The organism is Nonomuraea sp. NPDC054003 (assembly GCF_055585125.1).
Map to the genome: position 1 here is coordinate 171,502 of NZ_JBVJKR010000010.1, position 18,323 is coordinate 189,824.

An 18,323-nucleotide genomic window follows, 5' to 3' on the forward strand; every position below is an offset into this window, starting at 1 on the left:
CCGCGAAAGCTGTGAAAACTATTGCACCCTGATGGCGATGCGCTGAAACTTATCTTCGTGACCATGCTCCTGCGCCTCGTCCTGGTGGCACTCACCGCCGCGCTCGGCACCCTCGTCGTCCCGGCCGCCCCCGCCGCCGCCGTGACCGCCCACGCCGCCTGCGCGACCGATCCGGCCACCCCCAAGCGCCAGCTCCGGGCGATGTGGATCTCCAGCGTCGCCAACATCGACTGGCCCAGCCGGACCGGCCTGAGCGTCTCCGCCCAGCAGGCGGAGTTCCGCGCCTGGCTGGACCTGGCCGTCCAGCGGCGCATGAACGCCGTGGTCGTGCAGGTCAGGCCCACCGCCGACACGTTCTGGCCGTCCTCGCTCGAACCGTGGTCGCAGTGGCTGACCGGCGCCCAGGGCGGCAACCCGGGCTACGACCCGCTCGCGTTCATGGTCACCGAGGCGCACAGCCGCAACCTGGAGCTGCACGCCTGGTTCAACCCGTACCGGGTGGCCAACCACGCCGACCCGAACCAGCTGGTCTCCTCGCACCCGGCCCGCCGCAACCCCTCCTGGCGCTTCGCCTACGACGGCAAGCTCTACTACAACCCGGGCCTGCCGCAGGTGCGCGGCTTCATCGAAGACGTGATCATGGAAGCGGTCACCAGGTACGACATCGACGGCGTCCACCTCGACGACTACTTCTACCCGTATCCGGCCAGCGGCCAGACCATCCCGGACTCGGCCGCGTACGCCCAGTACGGCGGTGGCTTCGCCAGCGTGCACGACTGGCGGCGGGAGAACGTCAACCTGCTGGTACGCGAGCTCGACCAGCGCATCCACGCGGCCAAGCCGCACGTGGCCTTCGGCATCAGCCCGTTCGGCATCTGGCGCAACTCCGGCACCGACCCGCTCGGCTCGGCCACCTCCGGCCTGCAGTCGTACGACGCCATCTACGCCGACACCCGCCGATGGGTGAAGCAGGGCTGGGTCGACTACATCGCGCCGCAGCTCTACTGGCACATCGGCTACTCCGTCGCCGACTACCGGGTGCTGATCGCCTGGTGGGCGGACGTGGTCAGGAACACCGGCGTGCGGCTCCTGGCCGGCCAGGCCTCCTACCGGGCCGGGGTGAGCAGCCACGGCGCCGACTGGCAGGACCCGGACGAGCTCAGCGACCACCTGCACCTCAACCGGCAGCACCCCGAGGTGGCCGGCGACATCTTCTTCAGCGCCAAGGACGTCAGGGCCAACCGGATCAACTCCTTCTCCATCCTCGCCGCCGCCCACTACGCGAAACCGTCGCTGCCGCACCCCCGCGGCACGGCCGCCGCCCCCGCCGCGCCCGCCATCACCTCCGCCACCCGCGGCTCGACCGGCGTGTCCCTCGCCTGGAACGGCGGCGGCACCGCCTACGCCGTCTACCGGGTGAACGGCACCCCCTCGGCCGCCGACCCGTGCGCGTTCGCCGACGCCCGCAACCTGCTCGGCACCACCCGGTCCAGGACGTTCACCGACACCACGGCCGCCGCGGGGACCGCCTACACCTACTACGTGACCGCGCTCGCCCGCACCCACCAGGAGAGCGCGCCCAGCGCGGGCCGCGCGGTGACCGCCTCGGGCGGCGGGTTCTCCGTCACCGTGGACAACGCCGACGCCGCCTTCACCGCCGGCGCCAACTGGGGCTCCTCCGCGTTCTCCGCCGAGCGCCACAGCGCCGACTACCGCTTCGCCGACCCGGTGGCCGCCAGCGACCCGGCCTGGTTCCGGGCGACCATCCCGAGCGCGGGCACGTACCGCGTCGAGGTCTGGTACCCGGGCAACGCCGGGTACAACAGCGCGACCCCGCACATCGTCGCGGCCTCGGGCGGCAACCAGACCGTCACCGTCGACCAGCGCACCGGCGGCGGCGCCTGGCGGAGCATCGGCACCTTCTCCCTGAACGCGGGCACGTACAACGTGGTCGGCGTGAGCCGCTGGACGACGACGGCCGGTTACGTGATCGCCGACGCGGTGCGCATCACTCGAATCTGATGCCCGCCAGCCGCGCGGCGGTCTCCCGGTCCAGCACCCGGGCCGTGGCCGCCGGGGCCGGGTCGCCGGCCCGGACGCGGGCGAGCAGCGCCGCGCAGTGGCGCCGGTGACGGGCGAACGTGCGCCAGGGGACGACCCGGCCCCTGGCGCGCTGGCCCGCCATCGCCGCGCCGGCGGGCACGTCCAGGATCACCAGATGGAAGCCCGCGCCGGCGCGGCGGGCCAGCCGGGCGAAGCCGCGCAGCACCAGCGGGCCGCAGCCCCGGTTGTGCGCGACCACCGACTCGCCCCGCCCGAGCGCGGCCCGGATGCGCCGGATGTGCGTGACGAACACCACGGCCGTGCGCACCGGCTTCGGCGCCCAGGCGAGCGCGGCCGCCCAGCGCAGCCGGGACTGCATCGAGTCGACGACCGTCGCGCCACCCGCCCTGACCGGGGAACTCTCGGCTCCGGTCAGCGGGTAGAGGCGGCCCAGCAGCGTCGACTTGCCCGCCCCCGGCAGCCCGGTGATGATCACCAGGGAGCCCGCGGGGTAGCACAGCGGCTCGGCCGCCTTCCTGGCGGAGGGAACCGGGGCGGTCAAAGGCGCACATCCTCCCAATAGGACGGGAGGAGTATAGGGCTACGAACCACCCGGGCGCTGGTGACCGAACCTGACGGGTTCGAGCCCGCCCAGCCGCACGACCGGGTCGGCCAGCGCCCTCTCCTCCGTGTCGCTCTCCACGGCCGGCTCGATCACCGGCTCGGCCTCGCCCGCGGCCACCATCCTGCGCGCCAGCCGCTCCCGCAGCCCGGCCGCCTCCTTGACGTGGGAGCGCAGCCCGGCCAGGTTGACCAGCTCGTGCGGGTCGCTGGCCAGGTCGTAGAGGGCCTGCTCCCGGTAGCGGGGCGCGGCCCGGTCGTGCCAGCCGTCGGCGTCCTCGGCCACCACGTAGTACTTCCACCGTTCCGTGCGGATGCCGCGGCCCACCTCTGACTCGCTCACCTGGAAGAACACCTCCTCCGGCCAGTCGGCGCGGGCGTCGCGCAGCAGCGGCAGGAACGAGCGGCCCTGCATCTCCTCCGGCACCGGCAGCCCGGCCGCCTCCAGGAGCGTGGGCGGCAGGTCGATCGTCGACACCGGCCGTGCGATCGCGCCGCCGCCGTCGAAGCCCGGCCCGCGCAGCGCCAGCGGCACCCGCAGCGAGGCGTCGTGGCAGGACCGCTTGTACTCGTCGTTGCGGGTCTTGAAGTGGCTGCCGTGGTCGGAGGTGTAGGCCACGATCGTGTCGTCCAGCAGTTCCATGCTGCGCAGCGCGTCCAGCAGCCTGCCGAGCCCCTCGTCCAGCCGCTTGATCTGGCCGAGGTAGCCGCCCAGGTGCCGGTGCGCGGTGCCGCCCAGCGCGGCCAGGTCGGGCGGCAGCCAGCTCCCCTGGTAGCGCTCCTCGTACCCGTCGGGGGCCGGGTAGTTGTCCACCTCGTTCTGGTGGTGCGGCTCGATGAACGACAGGAACAGGAAGAACGGCTCGCGGCTGTGGTCGGCGACGTAGCGGATCGCCGCGTCGACCAGCGCGTCCGAGCGGTAGCCCGGCAGGAACACCGGCTCGCCCGCGTCGTCGTAGGTGATCGTCCGGTAGGCGTCGGAGGTGAACTCCAGGATGTTGGACGCCAGCCAGCTCCGGTAGCCGCCGCGCTCGTCCGCCGGCACCGGATCCCGGCTGCCCAGGTGCCACTTGCCGAGGTAACCGGTGGCGTAACCGGCCGCGCCGAAGTGGTGGGCCAGCGTCCGCTCCTCCGGCGGCAGCACGATGCCGTTGCGGTAGACCCCCGTCGTGGTCGGGTAGCGCCCGGTCTGCAGCGCCGACCGGGCCGGAGCGCACACCGGCTGCGGGGTCAGCGCCACCGCGGCCTGCGTCCCGTACCTGGCCATGCGGTCGAGGTTCGGGGTGAAGGCCGGGCCGACGGTGTCCCACCGCTGCTGGTCGGTGAGGACGACGATCACGTTCGGGCGCACTCGATGACTCCTAACGAAGGCCGGTCAGCGCGATACCGCGCACGAAGTATCGCTGGCTGACGATGAACAGCACGGCGGTGGGGACGAACAGGATCACCGAGCCCGCCGCCGTGAGATGCCAGAGCGTGAAGTACTCCTGGTTGAACAGCGTGAGCCCGACCGGGATCGTCCGCATCTCCGGCGTCGTGGTCGCCACCAGCGGCCACAGGAACTCGTTCCACTGGAACACGAACGTGAACAGCCCCAGCACGGCCAGCGCCGGCCGGGTCTGCGGCAGGATGATCCGCCGGTAGATCGCGAACTCCGAAGCGCCGTCGATCCGGGCCGCGCTGATCAGGTCGTCCGGGATCGGCTGGATGAACTGCCGCATCAGGAAGATCCCGAACGCGTCCATCAGGAACGGGGTGATCAATCCCTGGTACGTGTTGATCCACCCGAGATGCGCCATGAGCACGTACAAGGGGATCATCCGCACGAAGAACGGCACCATGAGCGTCGCCAGCAGCGCCACGAACAGCGTGTTGCGCAGCGGGAAGCGGAACTTCGCGAACACGTAGCCGACCAGCGGGTCGAACAGCAGGTGGGCCAGCGTGATCGCGCCCGCCACGACGAGGCTGTTGACGATGAAGTCGCCGAACGGCGCCCGCTCGAACAGCTCGGCGTAGTTGCCCCACTGCGGGCTCTCCGGCACGATCACCGCCTCGGCCGCGAGCGTCTCCGCCTCCGTCTGCAGCGACAGCGAGAGCATGTAGAGCAGCGGCAGCACCATCACCAGCGAGGCGACGGTGAGCATCAGGTAGATCAGCGCGCGCCGCATCAGTACTGCACCTCCCCACGCCGCCCGGCCCGCAGCTGGATCAGGGTGAAGGCGACGATCACCACCAGGAGCAGCACCGACTGCGCCGAGGCGTAGCCGAAGTCGCGGGCGCGGAAGGCCACGTTGAAGATGTGGAACACCGACAGGTCGGTGGCGTCGCCCGGCCCGCCGTTGGTGATGATGTACGCCTGACCGAAGGCCTGGAGCCCCGAGATCACCGCCATCACCGACACGAACAGCGTCGTCGGCGCCAGCAGCGGCAGCGTGATCCGCCAGAACCGGTGCCAGCCGTCGGCCCCGTCGATCTTCGCCGCCTCGTGGAACGTCTCCGGGATGCCCTGCAGCCCGGCCAGGAACAGCACCATCGTGTAGCCCGCGCTCTGCCAGAGCGTGATCGCGGCGATGGTGAGGAGCGGATGCGTGTTGAGCCACTGCTGCTCGGGCAGCCCGACGGCGGACAGCGACCGGTTCAGCACGCCCAGCTCCGGGTCGAGGATGTTGCGCCACAGCAGCCCGACGATCGCCACCGACGTCAGGTAGGGCACGAGCAGCATCATCCGGAACGCCACCCGGCCCCGCAGCGGCCGGTCCAGGGCCAGCGCCAGGGCCAGCCCGAGCACGATCGACCCCGCCACCACCGCCACCGCGAACGCGACCGTCACCAGGAACGAGTGGCGCACCGACGGGTCGGCCAGGGCCTGGGCGTAGTTGCCGAGGCCCGTGAACCGGTCCGCCTGCGGCCCGGTCATCAGGCTCGTGGAGACGACGTTCCCGATCGGCAGGTAGAAGAACGCGGCGAAGAACAGGATCGCCGGCAGCAGGAACAGGTAAGCGGTGCGGGCGTACCTGGCCGACAGGGTGCGCGGGCGGAGCACGCTCACTTCAGGAAGCCCTTGGCCGTCTCGGCGAGGGCCTCGATCGCCTCCTCCGCCGGCCGGTTCTGGATCACCACCGACTGGTACATCTTCTTCAGCTCCTCGTCGAACCTGCCCGACTGGCCGGTCAGCCGGATCTCCTGGCTGGAGTCCTGGGCGTAGCCGAGCGCATCGGCGAAGGGCTTGATCAGCGGGTCGTTCCCCACCTCGGGCAGCTCGGCCCAGGAGACGCGCGGCATGAGCATGCCGACCTCCTCGGTGGCCGCCCGCTCGACCTCCAGGGCGGTGATGCGCTTGATGAAGTCCCACGACAGGTCGGGCCTGGCGGCCTTGGACGGCACGAGCAGGCTGGTGCCGGCCGCGTTGGTGGCCTGCCCGTCCTTCTTGAGCGGGGCGGCCAGGCCGAGCTCGATGTCGGGGCTGGTCTCCTTGATCGGCCCGAGGTCCCAGGGTCCCGTGATGATCATCGCGGCCCGCCCGGCGGAGAACAGCTTCTGCGGTCCCGAGTAGTCGGTGCCCGACACCGGCACCGGCGCCACCTTGTGCCTGTGCACCAGGTCGGCCTGGAACCGCATGGCCTCGACCGCCTTGTCACGCGGCGTCAGCACCTCCTTGGTGCCGGGGTCGTAGTGGCGGACGCCGGCCTGCAGCAGCCAGGGGTTGGCGTAGGTGTGGTCCTGGTTGAGCGCGATGCCGTACACGTCACCCTTGGTGAGCTTCCTGGCCGCCTCCAGCAGCTCCTCCCAGGTGGTGGGCGGCCGGACGCCGGCGGCGTCGAGCATCCCCTTGTTGTAGAAGAGCAGGGTGCACGTCAGGTGGAGCTGCACCCCGTACACCTGGCCCTGGTAGGAGTTGCGCTCGACCGTGACCGGCTGCCAGTCGGCGGGGAAGCCCATGGCGGCGCCGTCGCGGTCGACGTACTCCTGGAGCGAGCGGGCGTTGCCGGAGAGCGCGAACTCCTGCACCCACCCGCCGGGCTCCTCGACCACGTCCGGCACGACCCCGGAGGCGAAGTCGGCCAGCAGCCGGGTGCGCAGGTCGGGCCACTGGTACTTCTGGAAGTTGACGGTGACCTTGTTGGCCTGCTCGAATTCGGCGATCACCTTGCGGTAGGCCTGGTAGTCGTGGCCGGCGTTCCAGTAGACGGTGAACGTGCCGGGCTCGGCGCCCGGCGCGGGCGGGGCGCCGGCGCACGCGGACAGGATGGGTACGGTCGCGGCGGCGGAGGCGAGGCGGAGCAGGTCCCGGCGGGAAAGGTGGGGAGACATCTGCGTCGGTTTCCCTTCTAGGAGGAGCCCCTCCGCACGAACGTCCACGGGCGGACGATCTCGCGGGCGGGCGGTGGCTCCTCGGCCTGGAGCCGGTCGAAGAGCAGGCGGACGACGTCGGTGTAGTCGTGCCGGATGGGGCCAACGGTGCTGAGCTGGGGGTTGGTGATGAGGCCTTCGTCGATGTTGCCGACGCCGACCACCGCGACGTCGGCGGGCACGCGCAGCCCGGCGTCCCTGACCGCCCAGATCGTGCTGATCGCGGCCCGGTCGCTGGCGGCGAAGACGGCGTCGGGAGGGTCGGGGGAGCGCAGCAGACCGGTCGCCGCCTGGTAGGCGCTCACCCGGTCGTCGGCGCCCGACACCACGGTCCGCTGTTCGATCCCGTGGCGGTCGAGCGCCGTGTGGTAGCCGAGGAGCCGGCCGATCGGCCGGTCGCGGTAGAGCTCGTAGCGCTGCGCGAGGAAGGCGACGCGCCGCCGCCCTTGGGCGATCAGGTGCTCCACCGCCTCGGCCGACACCTCGGTCTCGGGCGCCCGTACGACGTCGCAGCCGGGCGGCACGGGGCCGTTGCCGATCACGACGGTCGGCAGCCGGGCGGACACGACCTGGGCGAGCAGCTCCTCGGTGAGGTGGTCGCCGACGTTGTTGACGAGCACCGCGTCCGCGATGCCGCCGCGCAGCACGTCGACCGCGGCCACGGCGCGGGCCTCGGAGTAGACGGCCAGCGTGACGACGGAGTATCCGTGGCCGTCGGCCATCTCGTGCAGGTCGCGGGCCAGCCGCTCGTCGGTCGGCACCCCGCCGAACGAGCCCTGGACCAGGCACACCCGCTGCGTCCTGCGCCTGCGCAGGCTCCTGGCGGCCTGGTTGGGGGTGTAGCCGAGCCGGGCGGCGGCGTCGAGGACGCGCTGCCTGGTCTCGGCGCCGACGCGCCGGTCCCGCCCGCTGAGGACGTACGAGACGGTGGCGGTCGACACCCCGGCCAGCTCGGCTACCTGCTTGGCGGTGGGTCGCATGTTATACGTATAACGTAGTATTCCCTATATGTAAAGAGGGTTTTGATGACCGTGCGATGATGCCCGATGCCTCTGCTGTGCGAGGCGCGGTCCCGTACGATCCCGCTCATAGTTAATCGTTTAACACTCGCCGCGCTTCCTGTGAAGAGGTCGGCGGGAACTCTGCGTCAGCGCACGGTGTCCACGATCGCCTCCGCGGCGGGGTGCCAGGGCCGGCCGGGCGGGCCGGTGAGCACCAGTCTCCTGGTGACCCGCTGGTCGAGCGGCACCAGGACGAGCCGGGTGTCGATCATCGCGGCGGTGAGGCCGGGCACGACGGTCACCCCGACGCCGGAGCGCACCATGGCGAGCAGCGTGCCCATCTCGCGGATCCGGTGCGTGGGCGTGAACGGCACGCCTCCCCGCCGGAAGACCTCCCTGATGTGCGGCTCGCAGCCGCCGCACGACAGCAGGAAGGCGTCGTCCGCCAGGTCCGCCATGCTGACGGACGGTTCCCCGGCGAGAGGGTGGTCCCGGCGGAGCAGGGCGTGGAAGGCGTCCTCGCCGACGACCGCCCCGGCGCCCGCAGGCGGATCGACCAGCACGGCGAGTTCGACGGTGGAGTCCGCGAGCCAGTCGGCGACCTCGTCGTCCTCGCCCTCGAACACGGTGATCTCGACCTTGGGGAAGTCGGACCTCCAGCGGTTCAGCAGGCCGGGAAGGAGCCCCTGGCACACGCTCGGCGGGGCGGCCAGCCTGATGGCCCCGCTCGGCACGCCGTCCCGCCGGGCGACGAGGTCCTCGATGGCGACGGCGGCCGCGACGGCCGCGCGGGCGTGCGCGAGGATCCGTTCGCCGAACGCGGTGGGCCGCGGCCCGCCCTGGCGGAGCAGCACCGGAGTGCCGAGCGTCCGCTCCAGCGCGGCGACGGAGTGGGAGACGGCCGACTGGCTCACCCCGAGGCTGTCGGCCGCGGCGCCGAAGCCGCCTTCGTCCAGCACCGCCACGAACGCCTTCAGCTGCGCGATGTGCACCGTCATGAGCATCCTTCATGGCATCGGTGGTCCGACTTGTTGGACTCATGATTCCCGCGTGAGCAGGATGCCGTCCATAGCCACACCGAGGGAGGCCGGATGCGCTGGATGCCGGGGTTCGTGATGCTGTCGGTCATCTGGGGGGCGAGCTTCGCGCTGATCAAGATCGCGGTCGAGGCGGGGGTCCCGCCGCTGTGGGTCGCGTTCTGGCGATGTCTCTTCGGCGCGCTGGCTCTCCTCGCGGTGTGCGCGCTCCGGCGCGAGCGCCTTCCGCGCGACCGCACCGTGTGGGGGCACGCGCTGGTGGTGGCCGCGCTGCTCAACGCGGTGCCGTTCACCTTCCTCGCGTACGGCGAGACGCTGGTGAGCTCGGTGCTCGCCGGGGTGTGGAACGCGACGACGCCGCTGACCACGCTGGTGTTCGTCATCCTCATGGTGCCGCAGGAGAGACCGACCGCCCGGCGCCTGCTCGGGCTGCTCGTCGGCTTCGCGGGGGTCCTCGTGGTCCTCGGGATCTGGCAGGGCGTGGACGGCGCCCCGGTGGCCGGGAGCCTCGCCTGCCTGGCGGCGACGACCTGCTACGGGGCCGGTTTCGCCTACACCCGCAGGTTCTACTCCGCGCGGGAGGGCTCCGCCGCCGCCCTGTCGGCCGTGCAGATCGTCTGCGCGACCGCCCAGCTGGCCGTCTTCGCTCCCCTCGGCGGTGGCGGCCCGTCCTGGCCGGGCGTGCCGGCCGCGGCGGCGCTCGTGGTGCTCGGCGCCGTCGGGACGGGTTTGGCGTACATCCTGAACCTGCGGGTGATCCGCTCGGCGGGGTCCACGGTGGCCGCCACCGTGACGTACGTGACCCCCGTGTGGTCGACGTCGCTCGGCGTGACGCTGCTCGGCGAACCGCTGGGCTGGAACGTCGTCGCGGGCGGGGTCCTCGTGATCGCCGGGGTCTTCCTCTCGCGCACGGACCGGGCGGCGCCTGGGGTCCTCTCCGGGTCCCGGCACGCCGCGTCCCGGGATCCGGAGAGGACCCCGGGACATCCCGTCAGCCGGCGTCGAGGGCTGCGGTGATCTTGCGGGCCATCTCCGCCATGACTGGGCCGGGCTCGCCTTCCTGTGCCCGGGCGGCTGCTTCGACGGCGATGAGGACGGTGTCGCGGAAGTCGCCGGCCGCCGCCGGATCCTGCCGCTTGAGCAGGCTCATGGCCTCCGTCAGGGCCGGCAGCACATGGTCGGCGAGCGCGGCCACGGACTTGCCGTTCAGGTCGATGTCTCTGGTCTTCTCGGCGAGCGCGTGCCCGACCGGGCCGGTCGCGGAGTACAGAGCGACGGAGCCGCCGGTGGCGACCTTGTGGGGCTTGCCGGAGGCGGCGGCCAGCAGCGAGACGGCGCCGTAGGCGGCGGTGCGCAGGGTGCGCTTGTCCTGGTCGGTGAGGGTGATGGACATGGTGGTGTGCTCCTTCGCGGGGTCGGTGTCAGTCGTCGATGGCCTGGTAGAGCGTGGTCCAGAAGTCGTGGATCAACCGCGCGGGATCCGGGACGGACAGCCCGACCTGGGTGAGCAGGATGCCGACGAGCCGGTTGTGCGGGTCGGCGTAGCTCGTGGTGCCGGTGCCGCCGTCCCAGCCGAACTGGCCGACCGGAGCGTAGTCGCCGCGATAGGTGCGCACCGCCATCCCCACGCCCCAGCCGCCGTGCTGGCCCTGGCCGTGCGAGATGTGGACGTTGTCGACGGCCACGGCGGTGCGGGCGGCGGTCTGCTCGGGCGTGAGCCGGTTGGTGGTCATGAGCTCGACGGCGGGCCGCGACAGGATCCGCTTCCCTTCGTGCACCCCGCCGTTCAGCAGCATCCGGAAGTAGGCGTGGTAGTCGTCGACGGTGGACACCAGCCCGCCGCCGCCTCCCTGGAACGCCGGCGGCTCGCTCCACCGCCCTCCCTTGGCCTCGTCCCACACCAGGAACTCGCCGGTCTGCGGGTCGGGGGCGTAGAGAGCCGGCAGCCGGTCGAGCCGGTCGGCGGGCACGTGGAAACCGGTGTCGTTCATCCCGAGCGGGTCGAAGACGCGCTCGCGCAGGAAATCCTCGAACGACCGGCCGGTGACCCGGGCCACCAGCACCCCGAGCAGGTCGTTGCTGATCTGGTACTGCCAGTGCTCGCCGGGCTGGTGCATCAGCGGAAGCTCGCCCAGACGGCGCATCCACTCGTCAGGCTCGGGCATCGGCACCGGCAGGTTGGGCGTGAGCCCTCGCTCGAAGACCGCGTTCATGATCGGCGTGCCGAGCGCCATCATGTCCATGCCGAGCCCGAACGTGGAGGTCAGCAGGTCACGTACGGTGATCGGCCGCCGCGCCGGCACGGTGTCGTCCAGCGGGCCGTCGATCCGCCTCAGCACCCGCCGGTCGGCCAGTTCGGGCAGCCATGGCTCCACCGGGTCGTCCAGCCGCAGCCGGCACTCGTCCAGCAGCACCATCGCCCCCGCGACCGTGACCGGCTTGGACGTGGAGGCCATCCGGAAGATCGTGTCGCGGCTCATCGGCGCGCCGCCGTCGCGGTGCATCGTCCCGAGCGCCTCGACATGCGTCCGGCCGCCACGGCTGACCAGGGCGACGAGCCCGGGGATCTTCCCGGAGTTGACATGCTCGGCCAGCACCTCGCGCATCTTGCGTAGCCCTGCCGCGGAGAAGCCGCCGTTGCTGTGTTCCATCATCATCCCCTCGCTCACCGTCTGTTCGGAAATCTTTGAACACATGGAAAGCTACATTGCATTCAAGAATCAGTCAACACAAAAAAGCATGCATCCTTCCTGTTGAAGCAGTATCTAGATGCTTGCATTGCAATGAGACTGGAGCTGAACGCAATGAATGATCAGGCAGACATTGCAACAGACTCGGAGTGAATGCATACTGTGCAGCGAGCGCGCGCATGCCGGCGGATGGGAGACGAACACCGATGCCCGGAGGCAGACTCACTGACGAGGACCGTCGGCACATCGCCGAAGGGCTGGCCGAGGGGCTCGGATACGCGGAGATCGGCCGGCGCCTGGGGCGGCCCGCCTCGACCGTGATGCGGGAGGTCGCCCGCAACGGCGGGCCCGACGACTACCGTGCGGACCGGGCCCACGAGGCCGCGCGGCATCGTGCGCGCCGGCACAAGCCGTCCCGGCCGCCGGCGCCGCCGATCCCCGACGACGACCACGGGCGTGATCCCCGAGCGGTGCTCGACTTCACGGAGTCCTTCACCGAGCTTCTCGTCCAGCAGGGGCTGCCCCGGATGGAGGCCCGGGTGCTGGCCTGCCTGTACATCACGGACTCCGGCACTCTCACCGCCGCCGACCTGGTCCAGCGGCTCCGCGTCAGCCCGGCGTCGATCTCGCACGCCATCGCCTTCCTCGAACAGCAGGGAATGCTGAGGCGCGAGCGGGTTCCCGGCGCGCGTCGCGAACGCTATGTCGTCGACGATGAGATCTGGCTCCCGAACCTCCTCGCGGCTCTGCGGATGAACGAGGCCCTGGCGGCCGCGTCACGGCGCGGGGCCGAGATCCTCGGGGTCACGACGCCGGCGGGCGCCCGCTTCGAGACCTCCGCCGAACTCCTCCTCCTCCTGAGCGAGGCCTTCCGGCAGGTCATCGAGCGGTGGCAGCAGAACTCGGCCCTCCGGGGCGAACGCGCGGACGGGCCCGGCGTGCGCAGGTGAGAACTGCCGGACGGTTGCGCTTTATATGAAGACCGGTCTATTTTCACTCGTGTGGGACGCAAAGGGGACCAGACGCGGGCGCGACTGCTCGACGCGACGCAGGAACTGATCGAGGCCGGGGGATACTCCGCCGCCGGGCTCAACCAGGTGATCGCCGCCAGCGGGATGCCCAGGGGATCGCTCTACTTCCACTTCCCCGGCGGCAAGGACCACCTGGTCGCCGAGGCGCTGCGGCGGGCCGGCCGGGAGATCGAGCAGGCCGTGCGCGACCTCGCGGACACCGCCCCCGACACCGTCTCCCTGGTGACCGGCGTCATCCACCTGCTGGCCGACCGGCTGGAGGCGTCGGGCTGGCGCAAGGGTTGCCCGGTGGCCACGGTCGCCCTGGAGATGGCGGCCGGGAACGACGCGCTCCAGCAGGTCTGCGCCGAGGTGTACGAGTCGTGGGAGGCCATACTTCGGGAGCGGCTCACCGCCGGCGGGCACCCCGACGCTGATGACACCGCCACGACCGTCCTGGCCCTGATCGAGGGCGCGCTGCTGCTGGCCAGAGCGCGACGGAGCCGCGAACCCCTGGACCGGGCGGCCCGGAAGGTCGCCGCCCTGCTGTGAACGACGGCCGGGGCCGGCCGACCCATGCCCACGAAATATGTAGACCGATCTATTCTCAAGGAGTTGCCATGAGACCCGACTCGATCGTCTTCGGCGCCGCGGGGTTCGTCGGCCGTGCCCTGGTCGAGGAGCTCCTGCGGCGCGGCCACGGCGTCGCCGCCGCCGTCCGCGGCGGGGGAGACCGCCTGGCGTCCGCACTCGCCGGGCGCGACGTCCCCCTCGACGGCCTCCGCGTCGTGACCGCCGACATCACCCGCCCCGGCCTCGGTCTGGCGGACGACCTGGCAGACGTACGCGACGTCTACAACACCGCCGCCCGGTTCGCCTTCGGCCTGGGCGTCACGGAGGCGCGAGCCGTGAACGTCACCGGTGCGCTCAACGTCCTCGACTGGGCCGCCACCCTGACGTACCTGCGCCGGGTGGTGCACATCAGCGGATACCGGGTGAGCGGCGCCGGCGCCCCCGACTACCGCAGGCTGGGCGCCTACGAGGGGTCCAAGCGGGAGGGCGACACGGCGGTACGGGCCCGCGCCCGGGAGCGGGGCATCCCGCTGACCATCGCCAACCCGGCCACCGTGATCGGCCCCGGCCAGTTCATCGGCCTCGCCTCGCTGGTGTCCGACCTCTGGCGCGGCCGGCTGCCCGCCGTCCCGGGAGGCCCCGAGGTGTTCGTGCCCGTGGTCGACCTCGGCTATCTCGCCGCCTTCCTCGCCGACCTCCCCTCGGACGAGAGGACCGAGGGCAACGCCTACTGGGTGCTCGACGAGGCGACTCCCCACCTGCCCGACCTCGTCAAGCTGATCGCCGGACACCTCGGAGTCCCGGCGCCGGAACGGACGATCCCGGTCGGGCTGCTGCGGCGCCTCCCCCGTACGATCACCGGAGCAGAGCCGGAGACCCTGTCCTTCCTGTCCGCGGACCGTTACGACACCGCCTCCGCCCAGGCCGTCGCCAAGCGTCCCATGCCCCCGGTCGGACCGGCGCTCAAGCGGTGGGCCGACGACCTCGTCGCCACCGGCTTCGGCACGTCGGCCCCGCCGCGCGGACCGTACGGGTTCCACCGGGTGGCGGGCAGCGCGACGTGGCTGACCGGGGAGCGCGAGCACCCGTCCCACGTCCTGCTGCACGGGCTGCCGCTCGACTCCGCGTCGTGGTCGCAGGTGGTCGAACGGCTCGACGCCCCCGTCCTCGCCGCCGACCTGCCCGGTCTCGGCCGGTCGTCCCCCGCCGACGGGCCTCTGGAGGACTGGCTGGCCGAGCTCCTCCGTACGGTCGGGAGCAGGCCCACGCTGGTGGCCCACTCCCTGGCGTGCGGTCCGGCCATCCGCCACGCGGCGGCCCATCCCGACGGCCTCTCCCGCCTCGTGCTGGTCGCCCCGGCGTTCCTCCAGGCTCCCGTCCCGTGGCCGCGGCGCTCCTCGCTCGCCGTCCCCGTGCTGCGGCGCATGACCTCCGCCCGGCTGGCCCGCGCACTCGGCGTCCCCGAGAGCCCCGCCACCGTCAGCGCCGCCGCGAACCTCGCCCGCCCCGGTCACGCCCGCCGCGTCGTCGCCGCCCTGCGAGCCGCCCGCGCCGACCTCGCGAGCACGCTGTCCCGGGTGACGGTGCCCGTGGACATCGTCGTGGGCTCGGCCGACCCGCTTGTCACGCCCGTGGACCGGCCGGTGACGGTGATCGAGGGAGCCGGCCACTACCCTCAGCTGACCCATCCGGACGACCTCGTCCACGCGCTCGCCGGCGCGGGCACACCGCCCAGAATCGGCCTCTAGACTCACCGATCATGACGAACATAGACGAGCAGGGCAGGCCGGAACCTCCTGTCAACGCCGACGAGACCGGCACCCTCCTGGGCTTCCTCGACTTCCAGCGTGCCACGTTCGAGTGGAAGATCGGCGGCCTGGACGCGGCCGGCCTGAACGTGACCGTCGCCGCCTCCTCGATGACCCTCGGCGGCATGATCAAACACCTGGCCTACGTCGAGGACTACTGGTTCTCGGTGTTCCTGCACGGCCGCGACGCGCACGCCCCGTGGGACGCGGTCGACTGGAAGGCCGACAGCGACTGGGACTGGCACTCGGCCGACCAGGACACGCCGGAGCAGCTCATGGAGCTCTGGCAGGACGCCGTGAGCCGCTCCCGCGCCGCCGTCAAGGAGGCGCTGGCCGTCGGCGGCCCGGAGCAACTCGCCCGCCGCACCTGGCCCAACGGCGACACCCCCAACCTGCGCTGGATCCTGTGCCACATGATCGAGGAGTACGCCCGCCACAACGGCCACGCCGACCTCATCCGCGAGTCGATCGACGGCCTCACGGGCGAGTAGGCGACGCTCAGCCCTTCGCGGAGTCGTACTCCTCGCGGGCTGTCTGGACGGCCGGGAGGCGGCGTTCGGTCCATTCGGCGAGGGAGCGGACCTGGGTGGCGGCTTCGCGGCCGAGGGGGGTGAGGGAGTAGTCGACGTGGGGCGGGATGACCGGACGGGCGTCGCGGCGGACGAAGCCGTCGCGCTCCAGGGTCTGGAGGGTCTGGGCGAGCATCTTCTCGCTGACCCTGCCGATCTCGCGGCGCAGCTCGCTGAAGCGGTGGGTGCGCTTCTCCAACGCCAGCAGGATGAGGACGCCCCAGCGGCTGGTGACGTGCTCCAGGACGAGCCGGTACGGGCACGTCTCCTCCGTGACCCTTACTTTCATGTCAGTACCTTACTTTGAAGTGTGTACTCCTTCCAGGGTGAGTTTCCTGCCTAAGCTGGGCGGAAACGGCAGAAGGGATGTCACGCATCATGAGTTTCGTCGTCACCGGAGCCACCGGACACCTCGGCGGCCTGGTCGTGGACGGGTTGCTGAAGGCGGGCGAGCCCGTCGCCGCCGTGGTCCGCGACAAGGACAAGGCCGCCCGTCTCGCCGAGCGGGGTGTGGAGGTGCGGGTCGCCGACTACGACGAGCCCGAGGCGTTGCGTGAGGCCTTCCGCGCCGGCGACAGGGTGCTGTTCGTCTCCGGCAGCGAGCCGGGGCGGCGCGAGCCCCAGCACCGCAACGTCGTCGAGGCGGCCCGCGACGCGGGTGTGGCGCTGCTCGCCTACACCAGCGTGCTCGGCGGGCCCGAGGCCGACTTCGTCCTGGCCGCCGACCACAAGGCCACCGAGCAGGCCATCCTCGACGCCGGGGTGCCGTACACGTTCCTGCGCAACGGCTTCTACCACGAGGTCTACACCGAGACCATCCCCCAGGCCCTGGAGCGCGGAGCCGTCACCGCCTCCGCCGGCGACGGGCGGATCGCCACCGCCTCGCGGGCCGACTACGCCGCCGCGGCCGTCGCCGTCCTCACCGGCGAGGGTCACGAGGGCAGGGCGTACGAGCTGTGCGGCGACACGGCGTGGTCCTTCGCCGAGTTCGCGGCCGAGCTGTCGAAGCAGTCGGGCCGGGCGGTCGAGTACCGGCCGCTGACCACCGATGAACACCGGGGCCTCCTGCTCGGCGCCGGGCTGCCCGAGCCGGTGGCGGACCTGGTGGCCGACATCGACCGGGCGATCGAGCGCGGCCTGCTCACCCGTACCTCCGACGACCTGCGGCAGCTCATCGGCCGGCCCCCGACCCCACTCGCCGAGGCCGTCACGAGCGCGCTCAAGGACTGACCCGAGCTCTCGATGTGCCCAAGCTGAGACCTCTTGGTCAGCTCGATGGCTGAGCTTGTTCCGCTTCGGCGGCCTCGTGGTCGGCAGGGTCAGCCAGGCCGCTGTGCGGCCGGGGGAGGGGCGGTGCTGCCGCGGGGGACGAGGCGGGGGGCCTGGTCGCGGATGGCCTCGACCTCTTGCCCTTCGATCAGTGACAGCAGCGCCCGCGCCGCGTGCGCGCCGTAGGCCGGGATGTCGCGGGTGAGCGCGCTGAGGGCGGGCCGGACGATCTGGGAGAGCGGCGAGTCGTCCCAGGCCACGATCGACAGGTCGGCCGGCACCCGGAGCCGCAGCTCGTCGGCCGCCGACATGCCCGCGACCGCCATGATGTCGTTGTCGTACATGATGGCCGTCGGGCGGGTGGCGGCGCTCATCAGCCGGCGGGTGGCGTGGGCGCCCTCCTCGCCGGTGTAGTCGGTGTGCATGATCGTGTGCCACTCCAGCCCGAGCTCCCGGCAGGCGGCGGTGAACGCCTGGTCGCGCAGGACGGTGTGGACGAGGTCGGGCAGCCCGGCGACGCGGGCGACGCGGCGGTGGCCGAGGGCGTGGAGATACTCGACGGTCTCGCGGACGGCGGCGGCGTCGTCGGCCCAGACGGGGGTGAGCGCGCCGGCTTCGGACGGGTCGCCGAGGACGACGGCGGGCATGCCGAGCTCGTGCAGCGCCGTGACGCGGGGGTCGGAGAAGCGCAGGTCGACGAGGATGGCGCCGTCGACGCGGCCCTCGCCCCACCAGCGCCGGTAGACCTCGGTCTCCTGCTCGGGGGCGGTGACGACCTGGAGCATGAGGGCGTAGGAGCGGGCGGACAGCTCGGTCTCGATGCCGCTGATCAGCTCCATGAAGAACGGCTCGACGCCGAGGATGCGGGCGGGGCGGCACAGGGTGAGCCCGACGGAGCGGGCCTGAGCGCCGTTGAGCGCGCGGGCGGCGCTGTTGGGCCGCCAGCCGATCTCCTCGGCGATGGCCTTGATCGCCGCGCGTTTCGCGGGCGACACGCCGGGGCGGTCGTTGAGCGCGTAGGAGACGGCCACTTTGGAGACCCCCGCCCTGCGCGCGATGTCGGCGATCGTTGGTCGCTTCACCGAGCCCCCTGGATGTGAACCGGTTAGTCAGGTACGTGAACGCACCTTACTACCGGCGAGAGGGGCGCGCACCTGCGAAACCGTCCTTGGGAGCGCTCCCTCGGCTTAACCGGTCCTCCGAAAGGTGCATCTCAAACTCGTTACGACCCTTGACGCGATCGTCGCGCCGATTTTACCGTCGCGGTACTTATCCGGTTCAGCGACAAGCCGTCCGCGACATTTCGGGAGCGCTCCCACAAGGCAGTAGCGGACGGCCGTGCGGCGGCGTAT

Annotated in this window: 18 protein-coding genes; 7 read left to right on the forward strand and 11 right to left on the reverse strand. The window is 71.7% G+C overall.

The genetic code is table 11. The annotated features are described in order from the left end of the window. Positions 1–63: 63 nt before the first annotated feature. The gene (locus tag ACZ6YG_RS26475) at positions 64–2,022 is read left to right on the forward strand and encodes a family 10 glycosylhydrolase (protein ID WP_466019469.1); all 1,959 of its coding nucleotides are present in this window, start codon (positions 64–66) and stop codon (positions 2,020–2,022) included. Here ACZ6YG_RS26475 and ACZ6YG_RS26480 read toward each other — a convergent pair. The 7 genes from ACZ6YG_RS26480 to ACZ6YG_RS26510 form a co-directional block, all read right to left on the reverse strand. Beyond that, positions 2,009–2,605: an AAA family ATPase gene (locus ACZ6YG_RS26480; RefSeq protein ID WP_148035529.1), complete on the reverse strand. Its 597-nt coding sequence runs from the start codon at positions 2,603–2,605 to the stop codon at positions 2,009–2,011. The two genes, ACZ6YG_RS26475 and ACZ6YG_RS26480, sit on opposite strands and share 14 nt — an antisense overlap. Positions 2,606–2,644: 39 nt before the next feature. After that, positions 2,645–4,015: a sulfatase-like hydrolase/transferase gene (locus ACZ6YG_RS26485; RefSeq protein WP_466019470.1), complete on the reverse strand. Its 1,371-nt coding sequence runs from the start codon at positions 4,013–4,015 to the stop codon at positions 2,645–2,647. Positions 4,016–4,025: 10 nt separating this feature from the next. Next, positions 4,026–4,832 carry a carbohydrate ABC transporter permease gene (locus ACZ6YG_RS26490; protein ID WP_148035528.1) on the reverse strand — a complete coding sequence of 269 codons (807 nt, stop codon included), beginning with the start codon at positions 4,830–4,832 and terminating at the stop codon, positions 4,026–4,028. Next, positions 4,832–5,713, reverse strand: a complete 882-nt coding sequence (locus ACZ6YG_RS26495; RefSeq protein ID WP_219542813.1) for a carbohydrate ABC transporter permease — start codon at positions 5,711–5,713, stop codon at positions 4,832–4,834. The genes ACZ6YG_RS26490 and ACZ6YG_RS26495 overlap by 1 nt, the downstream gene beginning before the upstream one ends. Beyond that, the gene (locus ACZ6YG_RS26500) at positions 5,710–6,975 is read right to left on the reverse strand and encodes an ABC transporter substrate-binding protein (RefSeq protein WP_466019471.1); all 1,266 of its coding nucleotides are present in this window, start codon (positions 6,973–6,975) and stop codon (positions 5,710–5,712) included. Before ACZ6YG_RS26500 ends, ACZ6YG_RS26495 begins: the two co-directional genes overlap by 4 nt. A 17-nt stretch (positions 6,976–6,992) precedes the next feature. Next, complete coding sequence (locus ACZ6YG_RS26505) at positions 6,993–7,994, reverse strand: LacI family DNA-binding transcriptional regulator (protein ID WP_148035526.1); 1,002 nt, start codon at positions 7,992–7,994, stop codon at positions 6,993–6,995. Between the two features lie 167 nt (positions 7,995–8,161). Further along, complete coding sequence (locus ACZ6YG_RS26510; protein WP_466019472.1) at positions 8,162–9,013, reverse strand: LysR family transcriptional regulator; 852 nt, start codon at positions 9,011–9,013, stop codon at positions 8,162–8,164. A 93-nt stretch (positions 9,014–9,106) separates the two neighbouring features. On the opposite strand from ACZ6YG_RS26510, the gene ACZ6YG_RS26515 reads away from it, so the two are divergent. After that, complete coding sequence (locus tag ACZ6YG_RS26515) at positions 9,107–10,069, forward strand: DMT family transporter (RefSeq protein WP_466019473.1); 963 nt, start codon at positions 9,107–9,109, stop codon at positions 10,067–10,069. Here ACZ6YG_RS26515 and ACZ6YG_RS26520 read toward each other — a convergent pair. After that, positions 10,044–10,445, reverse strand: a complete 402-nt coding sequence (locus ACZ6YG_RS26520; RefSeq protein ID WP_148035523.1) for a hypothetical protein — start codon at positions 10,443–10,445, stop codon at positions 10,044–10,046. The two genes, ACZ6YG_RS26515 and ACZ6YG_RS26520, sit on opposite strands and share 26 nt — an antisense overlap. A 28-nt stretch (positions 10,446–10,473) precedes the next feature. Further along, entirely contained in the window at positions 10,474–11,703 is a 1,230-nt protein-coding gene (locus tag ACZ6YG_RS26525; RefSeq protein WP_466019586.1) for a serine hydrolase domain-containing protein, read from the reverse strand. 245 nt (positions 11,704–11,948) lie between these two features. On the opposite strand from ACZ6YG_RS26525, the gene ACZ6YG_RS26530 reads away from it, so the two are divergent. The 4 genes from ACZ6YG_RS26530 (at position 11,949) to ACZ6YG_RS26545 (ending at position 15,624) form a co-directional block, all read left to right on the forward strand. Then, positions 11,949–12,692, forward strand: a complete 744-nt coding sequence (locus tag ACZ6YG_RS26530; protein WP_466019474.1) for a GbsR/MarR family transcriptional regulator — start codon at positions 11,949–11,951, stop codon at positions 12,690–12,692. A gap of 51 nt (positions 12,693–12,743) precedes the next feature. Next, the gene (locus ACZ6YG_RS26535) at positions 12,744–13,304 is read left to right on the forward strand and encodes a TetR/AcrR family transcriptional regulator (protein WP_466019475.1); all 561 of its coding nucleotides are present in this window, start codon (positions 12,744–12,746) and stop codon (positions 13,302–13,304) included. 68 nt (positions 13,305–13,372) lie between these two features. After that, positions 13,373–15,073 carry an alpha/beta fold hydrolase gene (locus ACZ6YG_RS26540; protein WP_466019476.1) on the forward strand — a complete coding sequence of 567 codons (1,701 nt, stop codon included), beginning with the start codon at positions 13,373–13,375 and terminating at the stop codon, positions 15,071–15,073. 11 nt (positions 15,074–15,084) lie between these two features. Beyond that, positions 15,085–15,624, forward strand: coding sequence for a DinB family protein (locus ACZ6YG_RS26545; protein ID WP_466019477.1), 540 nt, complete (start codon positions 15,085–15,087; stop codon positions 15,622–15,624). Between the two features lie 7 nt (positions 15,625–15,631). Here the strand turns inward: ACZ6YG_RS26545 and ACZ6YG_RS26550 are convergent, their stop codons facing one another. Continuing rightward, positions 15,632–15,991, reverse strand: coding sequence for a winged helix-turn-helix transcriptional regulator (locus tag ACZ6YG_RS26550; RefSeq protein WP_148035518.1), 360 nt, complete (start codon positions 15,989–15,991; stop codon positions 15,632–15,634). Positions 15,992–16,080: 89 nt separating this feature from the next. Here ACZ6YG_RS26550 and ACZ6YG_RS26555 point away from each other — a divergent pair, with 89 nt between their 5' ends. Continuing rightward, positions 16,081–16,932 (forward strand): SDR family oxidoreductase, encoded by an 852-nt coding sequence (locus tag ACZ6YG_RS26555; protein ID WP_466019478.1) that lies wholly within the window; start codon positions 16,081–16,083, stop codon positions 16,930–16,932. A gap of 89 nt (positions 16,933–17,021) precedes the next feature. On the opposite strand, the gene ACZ6YG_RS26560 is transcribed toward ACZ6YG_RS26555, so the two are convergent. Then, positions 17,022–18,053: a LacI family DNA-binding transcriptional regulator gene (locus ACZ6YG_RS26560; protein WP_271277603.1), complete on the reverse strand. Its 1,032-nt coding sequence runs from the start codon at positions 18,051–18,053 to the stop codon at positions 17,022–17,024. Between the last annotated feature and the right edge of the window lie 270 nt (positions 18,054–18,323).

Excerpts from the sequence above, each read along its gene's own strand:
- ACZ6YG_RS26475 (WP_466019469.1), top strand. The coding sequence starts at position 64 with ATGCTCCTGCGCCTCGTCCTGGTGGCACTCACCGCCGCGCTCGGCACC.
- ACZ6YG_RS26490 (WP_148035528.1), bottom strand. The coding sequence starts at position 4,832 with ATGCGGCGCGCGCTGATCTACCTGATGCTCACCGTCGCCTCGCTGGTG.
- ACZ6YG_RS26500 (WP_466019471.1), bottom strand. The coding sequence starts at position 6,975 with ATGTCTCCCCACCTTTCCCGCCGGGACCTGCTCCGCCTCGCCTCCGCC.
- ACZ6YG_RS26505 (WP_148035526.1), bottom strand. The coding sequence starts at position 7,994 with ATGCGACCCACCGCCAAGCAGGTAGCCGAGCTGGCCGGGGTGTCGACC.
- ACZ6YG_RS26510 (WP_466019472.1), bottom strand. The coding sequence starts at position 9,013 with ATGACGGTGCACATCGCGCAGCTGAAGGCGTTCGTGGCGGTGCTGGAC.
- ACZ6YG_RS26515 (WP_466019473.1), top strand. The coding sequence starts at position 9,107 with ATGCGCTGGATGCCGGGGTTCGTGATGCTGTCGGTCATCTGGGGGGCG.
- ACZ6YG_RS26520 (WP_148035523.1), bottom strand. The coding sequence starts at position 10,445 with ATGTCCATCACCCTCACCGACCAGGACAAGCGCACCCTGCGCACCGCC.
- ACZ6YG_RS26525 (WP_466019586.1), bottom strand. The coding sequence starts at position 11,703 with ATGGAACACAGCAACGGCGGCTTCTCCGCGGCAGGGCTACGCAAGATG.
- ACZ6YG_RS26530 (WP_466019474.1), top strand. The coding sequence starts at position 11,949 with ATGCCCGGAGGCAGACTCACTGACGAGGACCGTCGGCACATCGCCGAA.
- ACZ6YG_RS26540 (WP_466019476.1), top strand. The coding sequence starts at position 13,373 with ATGAGACCCGACTCGATCGTCTTCGGCGCCGCGGGGTTCGTCGGCCGT.
- ACZ6YG_RS26545 (WP_466019477.1), top strand. The coding sequence starts at position 15,085 with ATGACGAACATAGACGAGCAGGGCAGGCCGGAACCTCCTGTCAACGCC.
- ACZ6YG_RS26550 (WP_148035518.1), bottom strand. The coding sequence starts at position 15,991 with ATGAAAGTAAGGGTCACGGAGGAGACGTGCCCGTACCGGCTCGTCCTG.
- ACZ6YG_RS26555 (WP_466019478.1), top strand. The coding sequence starts at position 16,081 with ATGAGTTTCGTCGTCACCGGAGCCACCGGACACCTCGGCGGCCTGGTC.